We start from the raw sequence: 16610 nt of genomic DNA on the forward strand, positions 1-16610 counted from the left end.
AGCGTTAAATAATTTATCTATAGAAACTAAAATTTTGAATTCAATTTTAGGGATAGATTTAAAAATACTTAATGTATTTAAGTGTTTTAAGTGTAACGGAAATTTGATTCTTGAAGATGGCATTATCAATAAGAATCAAATTGTTGAGGGAAAGTTAATTTGTAATTGTGGTGAAGAATACGCGATTATTTCAGGGGTTTTAACAGCTGGAAACTCATGTAAATTGTATGAAAAAACATCACTTGAAGATTCTATTTCGGATTATATCCATGAAACTGATACTGCTTTTTTGGAAAATGTTCAAAGAGGAGGAGAATGGGCGAAAAAGAAACTAATGCAACTAGATTTAAATGAAAAAATACTACTGGATTTAGGGTCTGGCATTGGGTTCTTTTTACGAAATATCTATGAGGAACTACCAGAAAATTGCCTATATATTGCTGTTGATCGAGATTTGAATAAACTTTTATTTTTAAAAGATGTAATTGAAAGAAGAAACCCGAAAAGAAACATTCTATTTATCTGTGCCGACTTTTTAAACATACCTATTCAGAATTATTCTGCTGATATTGTCATTGATCAGTCAGGTACAAGTAATTATAGTTTTGAGCATGAAAACTTTTTGTTGCATGAATTAAATCGACTTTTTAAACCAGAGTGTTATATGCTAAGCTCATATATTTTATTTAAAAATTTCAGCATACATAGTCATATACCAATTAGATTACGAGAGAATTTTACCTCTTCAAAAGTTAAGGGAGAAATTCAAAAACTACAGTTTCATTCCATTGATGAAAGAACTTCTAATTATTTGGAAAGAGGCGGGAAATACGAAAATTTCTTCGTTCAAGGAGAAGAAATTTATACATATTCATTTTTCGGAAGAAGATGGGGTTAACCCCATCTTCTATTATTTTTCTTTTAAAACTTTTTAATAATAGCATATTGATATTGGGTTGACCCGAGAACTTACACTGTATGTAATACAAAGTTAAACGGGAGGAAAGAGTTATGGGACGTTTACGAATACATTCACAAAATGAGCAAAGTACTCAAGAACTAAGAAATATTTATCTCTATTCATTTGGGAAAACAGTATCAATATTTGGTAGCTCTATTTATAGTTTCGCATTAGGATTATATGTGTTACAAATAACCGGATCAGCATGGAATTTCGCAATTACGCTTATTTTAGGAACGATTCCAATGATTGTTATGAATTCATTTGCAGGTGTAATCGCAGATAAAGTTGATAAAAAGAAACTGGTCGTTTGTATGGATTTACTAAGTGGAGGCTTATTAATTACTGTTTATATATTGAGCAGTAATTATGGTTTAAACTTATTCATCATTTATACTACTACTTTTCTTTTAACAGTATTTACAACGTTTTTTGGAATAGGATTAGAATCCGCAAAACCGAATATCGTCTCTAAAGAGAGGTTAATGAGTATTAATTCTATAAGTAAAATTATCGATTCTGTATCTTTAATTCTCGGTCCTATGTTAGGTGGTATCATTTTTGCTGTTGTAGACATAAAACTTTTTATAATGATAAACGGTATTTCATTTATCCTTTCTGGCATATCCATACTGTTTATTCACTTTAAATTGTTCGGGCACGATATAAAGGAGGAATGTTCAATAAGAGAAATTAATTTTATTAAAGATATAAAAGAGGGATACTTTTACTTAATGGAGAGGGAAAGCTTAAAGAATACGTTTCATATTTTAATTTCGCTTAATTTCTTCTTAGGATTTGCTGTAACTGTTCCATTACCATACATTATTAACACAGTTCTCAATCTTAGTTCGAAGCAATTTGGTATCATTCAAGGAACTTTTCCAGTAGGGATGATAATTGGTGCAATTTTAGTGAAAAAGATAACTAATCGTTTTTCTTACTCTTATCTTTTGAAAAAGCTAAGTTCAATGTTGGCAGTTTTTATGATTATTTCAGGAATTCCAGTTTTATTCAAAAGTTTTGAAGCAAATGATTTTGTATGCGTTATTACGTATTGTGTTGTTATGTTCTCTTTCGGGCTAATAATAGCGTTAATTGATATTCCTTTAATTTATTTCATGCAAAAAGAAGTTCCTGATGAATATAGGGGAAGAGTGCTCAGTATTGGATTAAGTATAGGTAAAATGATGCAACCGATAGCACTGACATTATCAGGTCTATTATTAAATTATATTCCGGCCTACACGCTTCCAATTGCAGGAGGGATAGTATTTCTTATTTTAAATAAAGTATATTCATATAAATTGAATTTAGAAATTCATTCCAAAGATTATAGTGTTTAACGTAACTATTTGATATTGTTACATATAAAAAAGCGCAGGATGATGCCCCTACGCTTTTTTATCGTAATTCAGCTGTCTTTCTAATAACAATCTTATCAATATCATCTTCTTCATCACCAATAAATAATCCACGCTCTTTTAAATACATTTCAAAGTATAAATCTGCTTCTGCACGTTCATCATATGGTTTTACAGAAAGTACGAAACCTAATTTGTTTTGCTCATCTAAATGAGAAGTGGAGATATAAGCCGGTACATTATGGCGTAAAAAGAGTTCTTTAACGGGAATAATCATATCTTTCATTAACTTTGTTAACATACCCATTTCAAACTCAAAATTAAAGCGATCTATACTAGATAAATCGGCGAATACTACACCGATAAAACCTGTATTAAATACTTCTTGGTATTCTACATCTTCGTTACCATAAAAATTCTTTTCGATCAAATAATTTATAAAATAAGACACACCATCACTTTGTTCAAAAGGTTTTGTTGAAAGAACAAAGCCGATTTTCTTTTGGTTATGTAAATACACACATGACATATATGCAGTGATATTATGTTCTTTAAATAATGCGCTCATTGCTCCAGATAGACCATCAAGTACATGATGAACAATTTGAAGTTTTTTACGAGCGAAATAATAGGATTTCTTTTGTAACTCCAATGTATCAATAAAGACAGAGCCGATAAAGCCTGTATTTGAAATAATAGGTGTTTGCTTTTTTCTTCCTCTGCGCTTTGCTTGAGCCATTGTAAAAATCATCCCTTCATGTACAATTAAAGTAAAAGAACGTTTGTTCGTATATGTATATTTTACTATTAAAACACTCTAAAGTAAAGGGTTTTTGATGAAAAAAACAACAAAAAAGACACCTGTAAAAGGTGTCTTAAACGCTGTAGGGAATAGGGTTTATCCCGTTTATTTATATTATGATACAGAAACAATCTCTTCTGTATCTTCTACATCTAAATGACAGTCCATAGTACGTACATCTTGATCTTCATGACTTCCGAAATAAATAGTAATTTTCATATGTATCGCTCCTTTATTCTAGGAATACCTAAAATAATTACTAGTAATGTTAATGTTTATTATATACCACTTTTTTCATTCCGACAACGTTATATCATTTTTAATTCTTTTAAGCTATCCCGCATAAATTAAAGAGATATTTTTATAGAAAAAGGTAAATAACTTATGTGTTATATTTAAAATTAAAGAGTTCGGATACTAATTTTTATGAAAGGAGCACAATTTATGAATTATAAACAGTTACTATTAGATAATTTTACATTTAAAATCTCATATATTGCTAGACTTGTGCAAGGAATGAATGTAAAAGAAACGAAGGATTACATTGCTGTCGACTGTGGTTTACCTGCAGATACATTTAATATCATTACTTTACTTAACAATAATGTAACAGATAGAGCTAAGCAATTAAATAAGGAGGTAGAATACTATAATCAAAAGAAGTTCCCAATGTGTGTTTGGCTTTGGGATGAAGAACAAGAGCAGACTATTAAGAGCGAGTTATTAAAACTTGGTTTAAAAGAAGCAGAACATAGTATTGCGATGGTTGCAGACTTAAAAACAATTTCTCCAACAATAGACACGCCAGTAGGCTTTACAATTCAACAAGCATCTTCGCTCGGACAAATACAAAGATTTGGAGAAACGCTAGCTGATCTATTCGGTACATCAGAGGAAGGTATACATGTACAATCATTCTATAATCAAATTTCTTCTTTCGATTTATGGAATAGTGAAAATATGAAGCTATACTTAGGTATGTATAAAGATGAAGTTGTAACTGTTGGTTCGTTGGTCTGTACAAAAGATAGTATTGGTATTTATGACATAGCAACTCAAGAAGAGATGAGAGGACGAGGATTCGGTTCTACTATGTTTAACTTCTTGCTGCAAGAAGCAAAGAAATTAAAAAATACTTATTGCGTTTTACAAGCTTCACCTGATGGAATCAATATTTATAAAAAGTCGGGCTTTCAACCTGTTGGACGAATGACTGTTTTTGAAAATCGACATTTATTTGAGTAAATCATACAAGTCAAATTGTTTTAAATATAGGAGTTAACATAGCGTTATGAAAAAAATATCTCTAATTACAATCATTTGTTTTTTCATAGTAATAAGTATCTTTGTTTTTCGGCAAATAAACGAACATAAATACACTAAAGCTATTAATCAATCAAATCATATAAAGAATATCGCACATAGAGGCGCTTCTGCGTATGCACCAGAACATACAATAGCAGCATATAAATTAGGCCAACAATTGAAGGGGGATTACATAGAAATTGATCTCCAAATGACAAAAGACGGACATTTACTAGCTATGCATGATGAAACCGTAAACCGTACAACAAACGGTAAAGGGTTAGTAAAAGAACATACATTAGAAGAAATGAAGCAACTAAATGTAGGCTCTTTTTTCAATGAAAAATATCCGAATTTAGCAAAGAAAGAATTTGAAAATGCTAAAGTTCCAACGTTAAAAGAAATTATAGAAATGTTTGGGCATAATGCTAATTATTATATAGAAACAAAGTCACCAGATGAATATCCGGGTATGGAAGAAAAACTATTAGAAATAATAAAGTACTACCAAATAAGTGATAAAGTTATTATTCAATCCTTTAGTGAAGAAAGTCTGCAAAAGATTCATAGTTTACATGCTAATATCCCACTAGTACAATTATTATCATATCAAAAGTCAGTTCAATTAAATGAATTAGAGATAGAAAAGTATAAAACATACTGCATAGGTCTTGGTATGAATTACAAATATATTGATTCAGCTTATGTAAAGAAAATAAAGAAACACGGATTAGAAGTTCATCCATTTACAGTAGATAATGAAAAAGATATGAAAAAGTTACTTTCATGGGGAGTCGACGGGATGTTTACTAATTATCCGGATCGTTTACATTCAATATTGGATTTAAAAAATCATAAATAAAAAGAATTACCCGATAGGAAAAGATATACGGCTATTTTCATGATGGTAATATCATTGAATACATTGAGCCGAAGTTTAAATAACTATGCAAAAGAGAAAATAAAAAGAATCCAATAACTTTATTGGATTCTTTTTATTTAGTTCTATGCACCCATCGTGAAACAATAGGATAATGAAACTCTTTATTTTGTAATTCATATAAAATCCCTTTAATTGGTCCTAAAATTACAGCAGCTAAAAGTATTATATATAGTGGAATTGTTCCAAAAATAACAAACAAGGAATTTGTACTCAAGTCAATGTGTAATAAGGAAAACATGAGCGTACGGACTACTACGAAGTTCCAAAGAAATACAGCGAGCCATACTCCAAATTGAAAAAGGGCTGATTCTAGATTCATTTCTTTTATACTTTGTGATTTGAAAACGAAATAAAGTATGAGCGGTATAAAGAAAAGTGTATTACCAAAGAGGAAAAAGGCCAAGAAAGATAATAAAGTAATTCCATGTATCGCTAGTTTAATGTTTTTATCTTGTGATAGTATCATCAAAATCCTCCTATATTTAATGTAGATGGTAAAAAACAATACAACCCATTATATCATAGGAAACATGGAATAAAAATGAACTAGAAAGTAATCAAAATGTAACTAATTTTAACTACGCTTTTTATATTTTTTTGATACACTGACTACGAGAGGAATGCCGATTAAAGTAGGTAAAAACCAAAACCAAATTGGCGGAAGTAAATTTATAATAGGAATATGGATGCCTATATTTACTAAAAGTGCGGTGACGGCACCAATATAAGAGCCTAACATACCTCTAATATGGTGGTGAAGCCAATTTTTCCAACGCTTTTTTCTTGCAAGGTAACCATAAATCGCAAATGAATAAGAGAAAATTGCTACATAAAATAAATATGCGATTTTATCCCAATTTATTATGGACAATATGATTGCAGTAAGGGTGATAACAACATAAGATGCATGATATATTTCGCCCCATTCTGTATGTTTGCCTTTCTTCTTTTGAGCAACCATCGCTACAATACCGGTAATTAAGCATATTGTTCCAAATAAAATGTGTATGGATAAAAGAATGTTGAAAATGCTCATAATAATTCCTCCTTTTTTATTTTTATAGTATTGCAGTATAGGAGAAAAGTTGAAACATATTGTTTATTCGTCTTAATATATTGAAATAAAGGTACTCTTAGAACAAATTTAAACGGACAAATTTTCTTGAATATAGTGAGTCTCGTATTACGTGAAATGAAGGAGAGACTTCCATGTTTACATCTATTACATATTTACAATCAGGGAATGACAAGCAACAAAAAGTATATGATGTTTTGAATACATTAAACATAATGGAGGATTTAACTTTGTATAGTCCCGTTCTTTGTGGGACAATACCTATAAGAATTGATACTCTTCAATCTGACTTAGATATTGTAATGGAAGTACATAACTTTGATGTTTTTGAACAGGAAATGAGATCTTTATATGGTTCTTATGAAGGATTCAAAATAAAAAAGAAAAAAATTAAAAATACTGAATCAATAAAGGTGAATTTTAAATTTGAAGGTTTTGAATTTGAATTATTTGCCCAACCTAAGCCAGTGCGTAGCCAAAATGCATATAAACATATGATTGTTGAGCACATGATATTAATGCAGAATCCACATATAAGGGAAGAAATTATTCACTTAAAAGAACAAGGGATAAAAACAGAACTAGCTTTTGCTCAAGTATTAAAGATTGACGGAGATCCTTATGAAGAACTTATTTTATTGGGACAGGAAATGCGTTTGTGGTAAATAAGGTACACAAAAAAATCCTCTTATAAATAAAAGAGGATTTTTTGTTATGTCATTAACTTACGGATTAATCCACTTAACAATTTTATCCCGGTAATTATTTGTTCTGGAGAAGCATATCCATACGATAAACGTATACATTGATCTGATTCTTCTTCATAAATACGTCCTGGGTTTAAAAGAATCCCTTTTGATAATGCCTCTGAAAATAGTCTCTTCATCGGAATGTTAGGTACAACCTTGAGCCATATAAAAAATCCACCACTAGGAATATCCCAAGTTGCTATGTCTGCACAATACATATGTAAAGCTTGTACCATCATTTTTCTTCGTTCTTTTAAATGCGTTCTTACGTTCGCTACATGGTCTTCATAAAAACCTTTATTTATCCATTCAGCAGCAACTCTTTGAGATAAAGAACTAGACCCATAGTCTGTTTGCATTTTTATATCTGATAATCTATCAATAACAGGTTCTGGTCCGATAATCCATCCAATTCTAAATCCTGGAGTTAGTGTTTTAGAGAGGCTACCAACATATAATACATGTCCATGTTTATCTATCGATTTTAAAGGAGCTGGAGGAGGTTCATCAATCCATAACTCACGGTAAATATCGTCTTCGATGATAGGTAACTGTTCCTTTTCACATACTTTTAATATTTCTTTCCGGCGCTTTTCAGACATTAATATCCCTGTTGGATTTTGAAAACAAGGAATAGAATATAAAATATTTTTCTTTTGACTATATTTAATACGTGTTAATAAATCGCTAGGTAAAATCCCGTAATGATCCATCGCTATACCAGATAGGTGTATATTTGCTGATTGAAAAACATGAAGTGAATATAAGTAAGAAGGTTGTTCGAGTAAAACGGTTGATTTTCTATGTAAAAGACCAATTGATATTAATTGTAATGCTTGTAATGCACCGGAGACGATTAATATAGAGTTAGGCGATACGTGTATTCCAAACGATTTTACGTAATTACTTATTGCTTCACGTAACGGAAAAAAACCTTTTTGTTCCTCATATCCGAAATAATCTAATTCCTCACTAACGTTTTTCATAATGGATTGCATCGTTTCTAGTGGGAAAAGATGCGGGGCAAGTTCGCCTTTACTAAGATGGATAAGTGTTTTATTTGATTCTGCTTCATTTATTTCACGTACCATTACCTTACTTGGTTTATGAATACCAGCCTTTACATATTCACTCCAATTAGGCGGGGGATTCGTTGCTAATAAGGACCACGTATTATTCATAACAATTGTTCCTGCCCCGATTTGCCCTTGAATTAAGCCATCAGCCATAAGCTCTTCTAGCGCAGTTATTACAGTACTCCGATTTACATGAAATAACTTTGCTAACTGCCGCTGGCTAGGAATCTTACTTCCGATTGGCCATTCTCCGTTTTCAATTTTTTCTTTCATATAGTCTATTATTTGCCGATATTTGGGCACTTTTTTATCGATTGTCATATAAAAAACTCCCTCGTTTATTTAAAAATGAAAAGTGGTTGGTTTTTTCGATAAATAACTGGTTGAAGACATTGTATCAACTATTAAATATGATGAAAAGAAATAATTGGCAATTTGAAAATGGTTGGTTTATTGGAGAGGAAGAGAAAACATGCTTAATAAAAAATGGGATTTCCAAATCATATGTGCTCACGCTTTTACGATTCTAATATGGGGAACTGCATTTCCGGCAATTCGTATGGGGCTTGAATCATACACACCTGAACATCTTACTTTACTACGCTTGTTAATCGCTTCATTCATACTTCTTGTGTTTTCCTTTATATACAAACTACGATTACCTGATTTGAAAGACATTCCAGCGATTTTTATATTCGGTGCTTTAGGGTTTACTATTTATCACATTGCATTAAACTACGGTGAAAAAACTGTAAATGCTGGATCGGCAAGTTTAATTGTTTCAGTTACTCCTATTGTAACGGCAATTCTTGCTTCTGTTTTTTTGAATGAAAAAATGAAATTAAATGGTTGGATCGGTGGTGTAATTAGTTTTATTGGAATTGCTCTCATATCATTTAGTCAAGGAGGTTCTATTCAATTTAATAGTGGAGGATTATTTATATTATTAGCAGCCGTTTCAGAAAGCCTATTTTTCGTTTTCCAAACTTCTTACTTGAAAAAGTACGGCTTTTTGCCATTTACCATATATACAATTTTATCTAGCACTGTATGTATGCTTATTTTCTTACCGGGAATTTATACAGAAATACTAGCAGCTCCTCTTGAAGTGAATGTGAGTGTTATATATTTAGGTTTATTTCCAACAGTACTCCCGTATCTTGCCTTAGCGTATATTATATCTCGTGCTGGTGCTTCCGAGGCAACAAGTTCTCTATATTTAACGCCAGTCACTGCGTGCTTTATAGCTTGGGTATGGTTAGGTGAAGTACCGACTTTTATTTCTGTAATTGGAGGTGGGATTACTATACTTGGGATATTGATTGCTCATATACGAGTAGTAAGAAAAGAAAAACATAGGAATCTAGTAAACAATAAATCGATATAACTTAATTAGATAATGATTTTATGATACTTTTTGATATAGTTTCTTTCTTATGTTGATAAATATAATATTTTGTATTTCAGTTAAATATTGTATGTTACATTTTATGTAGTAAACATTTTAAAAGGAGATGACAACATAATGAATAGAAAAAGAAATATTTTTACATGCCTTTCTATTATAGGTATCGGATTAGCTAGTGTTTCTAATTCTAGTTTTGCAGCAAATGTAACGGATAGTTCAGTACAACATTCTATCCCTGTCATGAATCAACAAGTAGCTGTTGCAAAAGAAATGAAACCATTTCCTCAGCAAGTTAATTATGCAGGTGTTATAAAACCGAATCATGTTACACAGGAAAGTTTAAATGCTTCAGTAATAAGTTACTACGATAATTGGAAAAAGAAATATTTAAAAAATGACTTATCTTCTTTACCTGGTGGTTATTATGTAAAAGGAGAGATTACAGGTGATGCCGATGGGTTTAAGCCACTTGGAACTTCAGAGGGACAAGGGTATGGGATGGTAATTACAGTATTAATGGCTGGTTATGATTCGAATGCCCAAAAAATCTATGACGGTTTATTTAAAACAGCAAGAACTTTTAAAAGCTCTCAAAATCCTAATTTAATGGGGTGGGTTGTCGCAGATAGTAAAAAAGCACAAGGACATTTTGATTCTGCTACTGATGGAGATTTAGATATTGCATATTCACTTCTCCTTGCTCATAAGCAGTGGGGATCAAATGGATCAGTTAATTATTTGAAAGAAGCACAAAACATGATTACAAAAGGTATTAAAGCTAGTAATGTTACGAATAATAACCGACTAAATTTAGGAGATTGGGATTCTAAAAGTTCACTTGATACAAGGCCATCTGATTGGATGATGTCACACCTTAGAGCATTTTATGAATTTACAGGTGATAAAACTTGGCTTACTGTTATTAATAATTTGTACGATGTATATACGCAATTTAATAATAAGTACTCTCCAAATACAGGGCTTATTTCAGATTTTGTTGTAAAAAATCCACCACAACCCGCACCTAAAGATTTCTTAGATGAGTCAAAATATACAAATTCATATTATTACAATGCTAGTCGGGTACCATTAAGAATTGTAATGGATTATGCGATGTACGGCGAGAAAAGAAGTAAAGTCATCTCTGATAAAGTCTCTTCATGGATTCAAAATAAGACGAATGGAAATCCTTCTAAAATTGTGGATGGCTATCAATTAAACGGATCAAATATTGGTAGTTATTCAACTGCTGTATTCGTTTCACCATTTATTGCTGCAAGTATAACGAGTAATAATAATCAAAAGTGGGTAAATAGTGGTTGGGATTGGATGAAGAATAAGCGAGAAAGCTATTTTAGTGATAGTTATAATTTATTAACGATGCTATTTATTACGGGAAATTGGTGGAAGCCTGTACCTGATGATAAAGAAACACAAAATCTAATAAATGATGAAATGTATGAAGGATATGATAAATAATAGAATTTGATAATGGTTAGCTGGGAGAAGGAATTAGCATGCGCTAGTTCCTTTTTAATATCCCGTAACACATTATCCATTCTAAAATTTGCATAGATATACTTGCATTTTTCATATACATAACTATTGTTTGCTTTATTTTTTTATGGAAGGAGAGTATTTCTTGGAAAAAGTATTATTTTTTGGAGATCCAGGAATTGATGACTCATTTGCCATTATGTATGGTTTACTGCATCCCGAAATTGAAATCGTCGGTATTGTAACTGGATATGGAAATGTTGAGCATATACATGCTGCACATAATGCGGCGTATATTTTACAGTTAGCAAATAGGCAAGACATTCCTGTCATTAGCGGCGCAACAAAACCACTTACTGAAGAAATTTCAACGTACTATCCTGAAATTCATGGATTAGAAGGATTAGGGCCCATACATGTTCCAGAAAGCGTATTATCTATTCCGATATATAATTTTGGTAGTATTGCTGCAATTCTTGTAAAGTATGGAAAAGATTTAACAATTGTTGATGTAGGAAGATCTACTTCATTAGCGATTGCTTTTAATTTATGGAATGACTTAATACTAAATGTAAAAGGAATATATTTCATGGGTGGTGTCTTTTTAGAAGTAGGAAACGTTACTCCATTAGCAGAGGCAAATGTGTATGGAGATCCTATAGCAAGTAAAATTGTTTTTCAGCAAGCAAAGAATTTATTCATATTCCCTTTAAATGTAACAAATAAAGCTGTGTTAACTCCAAATGTATTTAATTATATCCAAGCTAATTCAAAGAATCCATTTCATACGATAATGAAACCGATGTATGATTACTATTTATCTGCATACCAAAAACTTAATCCATCTATCGAAGGGCCTTTGCTACATGATGTGGTTGCTATAAGTGGATTAGTTAACCAAAGTTTTTTTGAATTTGCGCATCGTACAGTGAATGTAGATACATACGGAGATACGAAAGGACAAACATTTGCTGATTTTCGCCCTAACTCTAAATCTGAAGGAGCCCGTATAGCTTTAGAAATAGATGCAGAAAAATTCATTCAAGATTTTATAAAAATCATGTTATAAGCTGTTGTCGAAAAAGGGAATTATTTCACTACGTTGAATATAAAAATATATCCTCTTTATAAAGGAGCTTACAATATTGAATGTCCAGTTAAAGGTTGTTACGAGAGAGAATTGGGAAGATGCATTAAGGTTACAAGTTAAAGAAAATCAGTTGAAATTTGTTCCATCCGTAGCAGTTTCGCTTGCTAAAGTATATATAAAACCAGATGGTGACAATGTAGAATACATACCATTTGCTATATACGATGGTGACCTTATGGTTGGTTTTGTTATGCATGCTGTTGTAATAGAGACATCGGATATGTATTGGATTAACGGATTTATTATTGACCAATCGCAGCAAGGTAATGGTTATGGAAAAGCGGCATTACAAGAAAGTATTTATTTAATAAAAAATACGTTTAAGGCGTGTAAAGAAATAAGATTAACCGTACATAAAGATAATCTCTCTGCAAAGAAATTATATGAACGATATGGTTTCATATCATTAGGACATGAATATGATGGAGAGCAAGTATATCGTCTATTTGTTTAACTATTATGAAGTAAAGGCGTGAAATTTGAACTAGTATAGATTGAATGACTAGGAGGAATATCAATTGAAAAGTAAATTCCATCATATTGTACGAGCAGTCGTGATAAAAGATGAGAAATTATTGGTTGCTGAATATATTGGGCATCATTATTTTTTACCAGGTGGCCATGTTGAAATCGGGGAATCAGCAGAGCATGCATTAATAAGAGAGCTACGAGAAGAACTTGGAGTAAACTGCAGTATAAAACAATTTTTAGGAGTTATAGAAAACCGATGGCAAGATAAAGAAATGCTTCATCATGAAATCAACCACATTTTTGAAGTATCTTCAAAAGAGTTGTATATTGATTTACCACCAAAGTCTAGAGAATCCCATTTAGCATTTCATTGGATAGATTATAGTAAAGAATCTTTAAAAACTTATAAAATCATGCCAATGCCCTCCGTTAAAGAATTACTAGAAAGAAAATTAAGTGATGAACTACTAAATTGTTGGATAAGTAATTTTTAAATCACTCTATTTATAGTAAATACGTCCATCGAAAGGATATAAAGAAAATAGGCTAAAAAACAAGGTACATCACCTAGTGTAAGTTCATATTTTGTTGATGTACGCATTTAGTCTATAGTCTTGTTTCTATTTTGTTTACAAAAATATATAAACTTTAACGTTTGGGCGAAATTTATATTTATAAATGGAGGGGTTCGTAATGAATCAGTTTCAACATGAATTACAAACATTAAACCTTAATGATTATCAAACTGGTAATGTTGTGTATTGGGATCAACAACAAAGTCAATATCCATATTATTACATCCAAGGCGATGCACGTCGTTGCGGTGGATGTGGAGGTTGTGGTGGACGCTGTGGCGGTTGCGGCGGTGGCAGATGTGGTGGTTGCGTAGGTTGTGCCGGATGTTTTGGTTGCTTTAATTGCTGGAACTGGTGGATTATTTAAATATAGTACATCATTAATATTTTATATGAAAGAAAGGTGTAAATACTGTTTATACTTTTCTTTCATGCTGTAATTTTGTATTAGGATTAAGGAGGATTTATTTGTATACATACGAAAAGTTGATTTCTTGGGTAGAGAATATAAAAGAAAAAAATCATAGTTCTGCTACAGCACTATGTATTATAAAGGATAACAAAATTGTACTAGAGCATTATAGTGGCTATCATTCAAATACATCTACTAGTAAAAAAGTAACAGCATCTTCACAGTTCAACGTCGCTTCTGCGAGAAAAAGTTATTTAGGATTCATGGTAGCGTATGCGCTTTATGATGGGAAAATAAACTCTATTGATGATGAAGCAATAAAGTATTTTAAAGACTTCGATCCTACATTACTTGATAAAACAACGATTAGACATTTAGTAACTCATTCACACGGTCTAGGAGAAACGGATGACGGGACAATTTTCCGTGAATTTGAAGCTGGACAAGCTTGGGCGTATAGAGATATTAATGTAAGAATGATGACGCATCTCATTTATCAGCTTTATAACAAAAGTTTTCCTGAATTGTTAAAGGAGCGTGTATTTACCCCTGCTAATTTCCAAGAAACAGGGTGGAGAATACAGCAAAATGAAAATTTAGTTAACGTTGTTAATAATCCAAATGAAGACGCGATCAGTGAGGTCGGTACAGTAGATAACGGTACCGAAAAAAATCTGTTTGTCTCAGCTAGAGACTTTGCTTATTGGGGCAACCTTCATTTAAATCAAGGCATGATAAATGGTAAACAAGTTGTTCCAAAAGAAGTTATAAAAATTGCTACTAGCTTGCAGAGTCCAGCTTATAAAAATAATGAACTACCACAAAACGGGTTGTTTTGGTTCGTTCAAAATGAACCAAAACAATTAAGTGAACTTGGTGAACGTGTTCCAAAAGGTTCGTATCAAATATTAGGAATTACTGGACCAACCATTTTAGTAATTCCTCAGTATAATGTAGTTGTTGCGAAAATGTACAATAAAAGATATAACTACGGCGGTGATAATTACTTATATTATTTACGTGAGTTTAGCAATTTAGTCGCCGATACATTTACTAGCTGTAATAGGGCATAATTACTCCTATAACAAAAAGGAGTGAAAGAATTTGAAAGATAAAGTGAGCATAGATAAAAAGCAAAATATAAAAGATGTAAATACAGAGCAAAATGCAATTTTTAGCGATCCAAAAGATGCAGCTAACATGCAAACTGTACCGCAGCCGAAAGATTTTGATGAAATCGAATATTAATTTCTCATCCGACTATATGACGAATAAAAAATACGTCTTAAGTCCCATCACATGTAAGAAAATATTTGATAACATATATACATAAGCACTTGAAAATGGCTTATCTTAACAAAGCTTTCTTTAAATGTATCTGATATAACCTGCGAAAAGACACTTCATAATGAAGTGTCTTTTTGTGTACATAAACTTAATTTCCATTTTCCGTACAGTATCTTGTATTTTTCAATGGATATACTAACTGTGAAAATTCATGTCAAGATAAAAGAAGGGGACAGTTAGTATGAAACAAACTTCTATAAATCCGCTATTAATTGTTCTAGGTACAATCATTGTTCAAATTGGCCTTGGAACAATTTATACATGGAGTTTATTTAATCAACCCCTTGTAAGTAAGTTCGGATGGAATCTCAATTCAGTTGCGATAACTTTCTCCATAACAAGCTTTTCTTTATCATTTTCAACCTTGTTTGCAGCAAAGTTGCAGCGGAAATTAGGACTTCGTAAACTTATCGCTACTGCAGGAATTGTTCTAGGACTCGGTTTAATACTTAGTTCACAAGTTTCTTCCTTACCATTACTATATTTATTAGCTGGTGTTGTTGTTGGATATGCGGATGGAACAGCTTATATTACGTCACTATCTAATTTAATTAAATGGTTTCCAAATCGAAAAGGACTTATTTCTGGAATATCTGTTTCAGCATATGGAATGGGCAGTTTAATTTTTAGATATATAAACGGAAATCTTATCGATAGCCTTGGTGTATCACAAGCATTTTTATATTGGGGCATTATCGTCTTACTTTTAGTATTAATCGGATCGTTCTTCTTACGTGAAGCGATTGTAAGTAATACGGTAACAGAAACATTACACAATGACTATACGCCACGTGAAATGATGAGAACGAAACAAGTATATCTGTTGTTTTTCATGTTATTCACATCGTGTATGGGTGGTCTGTACTTAATTGGTATGGTAAAAGATATCGGCGTACAACTCGTTGGACTTAGTGCAGCAACCGCCGCTAACGCCGTCGCAATGATTGCAGTCTTTAATACAGTAGGTAGAATCATTCTTGGAACGTTATCAGATAAAATTGGTAGAATGAAAATTGTCTCTGCAACATTTATTATTATTGGAGTGTCCGTCTTTACTCTTAGTTTCATTCCATTAAATTACGGGATTTATTTTGCTTGTGTAGCAAGTGTCGCCTTTTGCTTCGGCGGTAATATTACAATATTCCCAGCTATTGTCGGAGATTTCTTCGGTTTAAAAAATCATAGTACAAATTACGGGATTGTATATCAAGGTTTCGGATTTGGTGCACTTGCAGGTTCATTCATTGGAGCATTACTTGGTGGATTTCAACCAACCTTTATTACAATAGGTGTTTTATGTGCGATTTCTTTCATTATTTCTATATTAATTCGTCCACCAAATATAGAGAAGAAAAAAGAAATCAAGCAGTTACATCGAAAAATAGCTTAGTTTTAAAAAGAGTCCTTATGGTAGGGCTCTTTTTCATTACAACGTTAACTATGCTCCTTTCATTGTTTAGTAAAGACAGGACAAT

The 16610-nt window shown here is 31.9% G+C and carries 18 protein-coding genes; 14 read left to right on the forward strand and 4 right to left on the reverse strand.

All coding sequences use genetic code 11. From position 1 onward, the window contains the following. Both JDS81_RS15015 and JDS81_RS15020 read left to right on the forward strand, forming a co-directional pair. The coding region (locus JDS81_RS15015) for a class I SAM-dependent methyltransferase (protein ID WP_199688519.1) at positions 1–898 on the forward strand (898 nt) is incomplete at its 5' end. A gap of 113 nt (positions 899–1011) precedes the next feature. Beyond that, positions 1012–2307, forward strand: coding sequence for an MFS transporter (locus tag JDS81_RS15020; RefSeq protein ID WP_097952642.1), 1296 nt, complete (start codon positions 1012–1014; stop codon positions 2305–2307). Positions 2308–2365: 58 nt separating this feature from the next. Here the strand turns inward: JDS81_RS15020 and JDS81_RS15025 are convergent, their stop codons facing one another. Next, entirely contained in the window at positions 2366–3076 is a 711-nt protein-coding gene (locus JDS81_RS15025) for a hypothetical protein (RefSeq protein ID WP_002038924.1), read from the reverse strand. 495 nt (positions 3077–3571) lie between these two features. On the opposite strand from JDS81_RS15025, the gene JDS81_RS15030 reads away from it, so the two are divergent. Both JDS81_RS15030 and JDS81_RS15035 read left to right on the forward strand, forming a co-directional pair. After that, positions 3572–4372 carry a GNAT family N-acetyltransferase gene (locus JDS81_RS15030; protein WP_097952640.1) on the forward strand — a complete coding sequence of 267 codons (801 nt, stop codon included), beginning with the start codon at positions 3572–3574 and terminating at the stop codon, positions 4370–4372. A 46-nt stretch (positions 4373–4418) separates the two neighbouring features. Further along, entirely contained in the window at positions 4419–5294 is an 876-nt protein-coding gene (locus JDS81_RS15035; RefSeq protein WP_097952638.1) for a glycerophosphodiester phosphodiesterase, read from the forward strand. A 133-nt stretch (positions 5295–5427) separates the two neighbouring features. Here JDS81_RS15035 and JDS81_RS15040 read toward each other — a convergent pair whose 3' ends face one another. Both JDS81_RS15040 and JDS81_RS15045 read right to left on the reverse strand, forming a co-directional pair. Continuing rightward, entirely contained in the window at positions 5428–5841 is a 414-nt protein-coding gene (locus tag JDS81_RS15040; RefSeq protein ID WP_000603895.1) for a magnetosome magnetite crystal formation protein family, read from the reverse strand. 108 nt (positions 5842–5949) lie between these two features. Beyond that, complete coding sequence (locus JDS81_RS15045; RefSeq protein ID WP_000021723.1) at positions 5950–6411, reverse strand: DUF2306 domain-containing protein; 462 nt, start codon at positions 6409–6411, stop codon at positions 5950–5952. Between the two features lie 173 nt (positions 6412–6584). On the opposite strand from JDS81_RS15045, the gene JDS81_RS15050 reads away from it, so the two are divergent. Continuing rightward, entirely contained in the window at positions 6585–7115 is a 531-nt protein-coding gene (locus JDS81_RS15050) for a DUF4269 domain-containing protein (RefSeq protein ID WP_097952636.1), read from the forward strand. Positions 7116–7162: 47 nt separating this feature from the next. Here JDS81_RS15050 and pdxR read toward each other — a convergent pair whose 3' ends face one another. Then, positions 7163–8596, reverse strand: coding sequence for a MocR-like pyridoxine biosynthesis transcription factor PdxR (pdxR, locus tag JDS81_RS15055; RefSeq protein ID WP_097952634.1), 1434 nt, complete (start codon positions 8594–8596; stop codon positions 7163–7165). Positions 8597–8747: 151 nt separating this feature from the next. On the opposite strand from pdxR, the gene JDS81_RS15060 reads away from it, so the two are divergent. From JDS81_RS15060 to JDS81_RS15100, 9 genes are all read left to right on the forward strand, one after another. Further along, positions 8748–9662 carry a DMT family transporter gene (locus JDS81_RS15060; protein WP_097952630.1) on the forward strand — a complete coding sequence of 305 codons (915 nt, stop codon included), beginning with the start codon at positions 8748–8750 and terminating at the stop codon, positions 9660–9662. 138 nt (positions 9663–9800) lie between these two features. Continuing rightward, positions 9801–11162 (forward strand): family 8 glycosyl hydrolase, encoded by a 1362-nt coding sequence (locus JDS81_RS15065; protein WP_097952628.1) that lies wholly within the window; start codon positions 9801–9803, stop codon positions 11160–11162. Positions 11163–11325: 163 nt separating this feature from the next. Then, positions 11326–12249 carry a nucleoside hydrolase gene (locus tag JDS81_RS15070; RefSeq protein WP_097952626.1) on the forward strand — a complete coding sequence of 308 codons (924 nt, stop codon included), beginning with the start codon at positions 11326–11328 and terminating at the stop codon, positions 12247–12249. Between the two features lie 76 nt (positions 12250–12325). After that, positions 12326–12784, forward strand: coding sequence for a GNAT family N-acetyltransferase (locus JDS81_RS15075; protein WP_097952624.1), 459 nt, complete (start codon positions 12326–12328; stop codon positions 12782–12784). Between the two features lie 64 nt (positions 12785–12848). After that, a complete protein-coding gene (locus tag JDS81_RS15080; protein ID WP_097952622.1) occupies positions 12849–13295 on the forward strand; it encodes an NUDIX domain-containing protein in 447 nt (148 codons plus the stop codon). A gap of 199 nt (positions 13296–13494) precedes the next feature. Beyond that, a complete protein-coding gene (locus JDS81_RS15085) occupies positions 13495–13743 on the forward strand; it encodes a heterocycloanthracin/sonorensin family bacteriocin (protein WP_001071345.1) in 249 nt (82 codons plus the stop codon). A 101-nt stretch (positions 13744–13844) separates the two neighbouring features. Beyond that, on the forward strand, positions 13845–14861 hold the full coding sequence (locus tag JDS81_RS15090) for a serine hydrolase domain-containing protein (RefSeq protein ID WP_097952620.1): 1017 nt from the start codon (positions 13845–13847) through the stop codon (positions 14859–14861). A gap of 31 nt (positions 14862–14892) precedes the next feature. Then, positions 14893–15036, forward strand: a complete 144-nt coding sequence (locus tag JDS81_RS15095; RefSeq protein WP_097952618.1) for a hypothetical protein — start codon at positions 14893–14895, stop codon at positions 15034–15036. A 280-nt stretch (positions 15037–15316) separates the two neighbouring features. Continuing rightward, entirely contained in the window at positions 15317–16525 is a 1209-nt protein-coding gene (locus JDS81_RS15100; RefSeq protein ID WP_097952616.1) for an L-lactate MFS transporter, read from the forward strand. Positions 16526–16610: the final 85 nt, after the last annotated feature.

Origin of the sequence: Bacillus cereus group sp. N31 (assembly GCF_016483245.1) — a bacterium.
Taxonomy (GTDB): Bacteria; Bacillota; Bacilli; order Bacillales; family Bacillaceae_G; genus Bacillus_A; species Bacillus_A toyonensis.

Coding starts and splice junctions, on each gene's coding strand:
- JDS81_RS15020 (WP_097952642.1), top strand. CDS start 1,012: ATGGGACGTTTACGAATACATTCACAAAATGAGCAAAGTACTCAAGAA.
- JDS81_RS15025 (WP_002038924.1), bottom strand. CDS start 3,076: ATGATTTTTACAATGGCTCAAGCAAAGCGCAGAGGAAGAAAAAAGCAA.
- JDS81_RS15030 (WP_097952640.1), top strand. CDS start 3,572: ATGAATTATAAACAGTTACTATTAGATAATTTTACATTTAAAATCTCA.
- JDS81_RS15035 (WP_097952638.1), top strand. CDS start 4,419: ATGAAAAAAATATCTCTAATTACAATCATTTGTTTTTTCATAGTAATA.
- JDS81_RS15040 (WP_000603895.1), bottom strand. CDS start 5,841: ATGATACTATCACAAGATAAAAACATTAAACTAGCGATACATGGAATT.
- JDS81_RS15045 (WP_000021723.1), bottom strand. CDS start 6,411: ATGAGCATTTTCAACATTCTTTTATCCATACACATTTTATTTGGAACA.
- JDS81_RS15050 (WP_097952636.1), top strand. CDS start 6,585: ATGTTTACATCTATTACATATTTACAATCAGGGAATGACAAGCAACAA.
- pdxR (WP_097952634.1), bottom strand. CDS start 8,596: ATGACAATCGATAAAAAAGTGCCCAAATATCGGCAAATAATAGACTAT.
- JDS81_RS15060 (WP_097952630.1), top strand. CDS start 8,748: ATGCTTAATAAAAAATGGGATTTCCAAATCATATGTGCTCACGCTTTT.
- JDS81_RS15065 (WP_097952628.1), top strand. CDS start 9,801: ATGAATAGAAAAAGAAATATTTTTACATGCCTTTCTATTATAGGTATC.
- JDS81_RS15085 (WP_001071345.1), top strand. CDS start 13,495: ATGAATCAGTTTCAACATGAATTACAAACATTAAACCTTAATGATTAT.
- JDS81_RS15100 (WP_097952616.1), top strand. CDS start 15,317: ATGAAACAAACTTCTATAAATCCGCTATTAATTGTTCTAGGTACAATC.